Below are 2,475 nucleotides of genomic sequence, written 5' to 3' on the forward strand. Positions count from 1 at the left end.
CCGGTGGTGCGCCGGATCGTGCACCTGCGCTGGAAGAAGCGCCTGGGCCCGGTCCAGATCGCCGACCGGGTCGGTGTCGCTGCCTCGACCGTGCACCGGGTGCTGGTGCGGTGTCGGATCAACCGCCTCGCCCATGTCGACCGCGCCACCGGAGAACCGGTGCGTCGCTACGAACACCCCGCCCCCGGGGATCTGCTGCACGTGGATGTGAAGAAGCTGGGCAACATCCCCGACGGCGGCGGCTGGCGCTATGTCGGGCGCGCCCAGGGAGACCGCAACCGGGCCGCGACCCCTGGGAAACTTCGCAACGCCCACCACCAGGCGAAGATGGGCACGGCGTTCGTGCACACCGTGCTCGACGACCACTCCCGCCTGGCCTACGCCGAGATCCACGACGACGAGACCGCCGCCACCGCGATCGCTGTGCTGCGCCGCGCGGTGGCCTGGTTCTCCGCCCGCGGGGTCACCACCCGCCGAGTCCTGTCCGACAACGGCTCGGCCTACCGCTCCCACGCCTGGCGCGACACCTGCCACGCGCTGCGGATCACCCCGAAACGCACCCGTCCCTACCGCCCACAGACCAACGGAAAGATCGAACGGTTCCACCGCACTCTCGCCGACGGCTGGGCCTTCGCCCGGCTCTACACCGGCGAGTCGCAACGCCGAAAGGCGCTACCCGGGTGGCTGCACGAGTACAACCACCACAGGCCCCACACCGCCATCGGTGGTCTCCCACCGATCAGCAGGTTGACCAACCTGTCCGGGCAGTACACCTAGCGGAAGTCCTCCGGCGACACCTCGTCGATGAACTCGCGGAACTCCTGCATCTGCTGCTCCGGCGGGACGTCCGCCGGGCCGGCGGTGGCCGCGCGGGCCTGCGCGGCGGCGCCGGTGGTGTCGTCGCCGTCGGGGGGCAGGACGTCGTCGACGGCCTGGCCGACCTCGTCGAGCACGTGCTCGGCCATCCCGATCGGCAACCCCTCCCGGACGGCCAGCGACAATGCGTCCGACGGGCGCACGGCCAGCCGGGTGCCGCCGTCGAAGACCAGCTCGGCGGTGTAGACACCGTCGACGAGGTCGGAGATCTCGACCTGCTCCAGGGTGCGGCCCAGCGCCTCCACGACCGGGAGCAGCACGTCCTGGGTGAGCGGGGTGCCCTCGTCGTCGCGCGGGCCCACGGCGATGACCTCGGCCTGCGGCGGCCGTAGGAACACCGGTACGCAGCGGTCGCCGTCGGCCTCGCCGAGCAGCAGCACCGGCTGGCGTGACCGGGCATGCACGATCAGGCGAAGGACGTGCATCCTCCGAGTCATTCGCACAGTGTCCCCCGTGACGGCAGGTGACGGAAGTCTCAGAAAGAGACGCCCCCTCAGCCCCGGGCGAGCCAGGGCATCGTCGTCGCCGCGACGGTCAGGAACTGCACGTTCGCCTCCGGCGGCAGCCCGGCCATGTAGACGACGGCGTCGGCGACGTGCCGGACGTCGAAGGTGGCCTCCGGACGCATCGAACCGTCGGCCTGCCTCGCGCCGGTCGCGATGCCCGCGGTCATCTCGGTGGCGGCGTTGCCGATGTCGATCTGACCGCAGGCGATGCCGAACCCGCGGCCGTCGAGCGAGAGCGACTTGGTCAGCCCGGTGATCGCGTGCTTGGTGGCGGTGTAGGGCGCGCTGCCCGGCCGGGGGACGTGCGCGGAGATCGAGCCGTTGTTGATGATCCGCCCGCCCTGCGGGTCCTGGTGGCGCATCGCCGCGAACGCGGCGCGGGCGCAGAGGAACGAGCCGGTGAGGTTGACCGCGACGGCCGCGTCCCAGTCCTCGACGGAGATCTCGTCGACGGTGCCGCCCGCGCCGAACGTGCCGGCGTTGTTGACCAGCAGGTCGACCCGGCCCCAGCGCTCGTGCACCGCGGCGAACAGGGCGTCGACCGACCTGGGATCGGTGACGTCGGTGGGGACGGTGAGCGTCCCGTCGCGTCCCGCCGCGGCCCTGGTCAGGGGCTCGCGCCGGCGCCCGGCCAGTGCGACCCGCCAGCCGGCGTCGAGCAGGCCGCGGGTCACCGCCTCGCCGATGCCCGACCCGGCCCCGGTCACCACCGCCACACCGCTCATGGGCCCACCCTGCCACGCGCCGTCCGTGACCCCGGACACAGATCGTCACGCGGCTGGCCCCGTGCGGTGTCGGTATCCCGACAGCGCACACACGGGAGGAGAGCGACATGGACGCGACGGTGCTGGTGGTCGGAGCGGGGTACGCGGGGGTCGCGGCGGCGAACCGGATCGCGGCAGGCGGGGCGGCGGTCACGGTCGTCGACCCGCGGGAGGAGTTCGTCGAGCGGGTGCGGCTGCACCGGCTCGCCGCGGGCACCGGGGCGGCGACGGTCCCGCTGCGCGAGGTCCTGCACCGGCGGGTCCGCACCCGCGCGGCGCGGGTCACCCGGATCGGGGACGGCACGGCGACCCTCGACGACGGCGACGTG

4 protein-coding genes are annotated in these 2,475 nt (G+C 73.1%); 2 read left to right on the forward strand and 2 right to left on the reverse strand.

The window, feature by feature from the left end; all coding sequences use genetic code 11:
* On the forward strand, positions 1 to 777 hold a 777-nt coding region (locus GTW08_RS28205), incomplete at its 5' end, for an IS481 family transposase (RefSeq protein WP_161152765.1).
* Here the strand turns inward: GTW08_RS28205 and GTW08_RS28210 are convergent.
* Together GTW08_RS28210 and GTW08_RS28215 are read right to left on the reverse strand one after the other, a co-directional pair.
* Positions 774 to 1,301, reverse strand: coding sequence for a bifunctional nuclease family protein (locus tag GTW08_RS28210; RefSeq protein WP_224401208.1), 528 nt, complete (start codon positions 1,299 to 1,301; stop codon positions 774 to 776). The two genes, GTW08_RS28205 and GTW08_RS28210, sit on opposite strands and share 4 nt — an antisense overlap.
* A gap of 68 nt (positions 1,302 to 1,369) precedes the next feature.
* Complete coding sequence (locus tag GTW08_RS28215; protein ID WP_073575953.1) at positions 1,370 to 2,107, reverse strand: SDR family oxidoreductase; 738 nt, start codon at positions 2,105 to 2,107, stop codon at positions 1,370 to 1,372.
* Positions 2,108 to 2,214: 107 nt separating this feature from the next.
* On the opposite strand from GTW08_RS28215, the gene GTW08_RS28220 reads away from it, so the two are divergent.
* Positions 2,215 to 2,475 (forward strand): FAD-dependent oxidoreductase (locus tag GTW08_RS28220; protein ID WP_161152766.1); only part of this gene is annotated, 261 nt, incomplete at its 3' end.

This window comes from Pseudonocardia sp. SID8383, from assembly GCF_009864975.1.
Taxonomy (GTDB): Bacteria; Actinomycetota; Actinomycetes; order Mycobacteriales; family Pseudonocardiaceae; genus Pseudonocardia; species Pseudonocardia alni.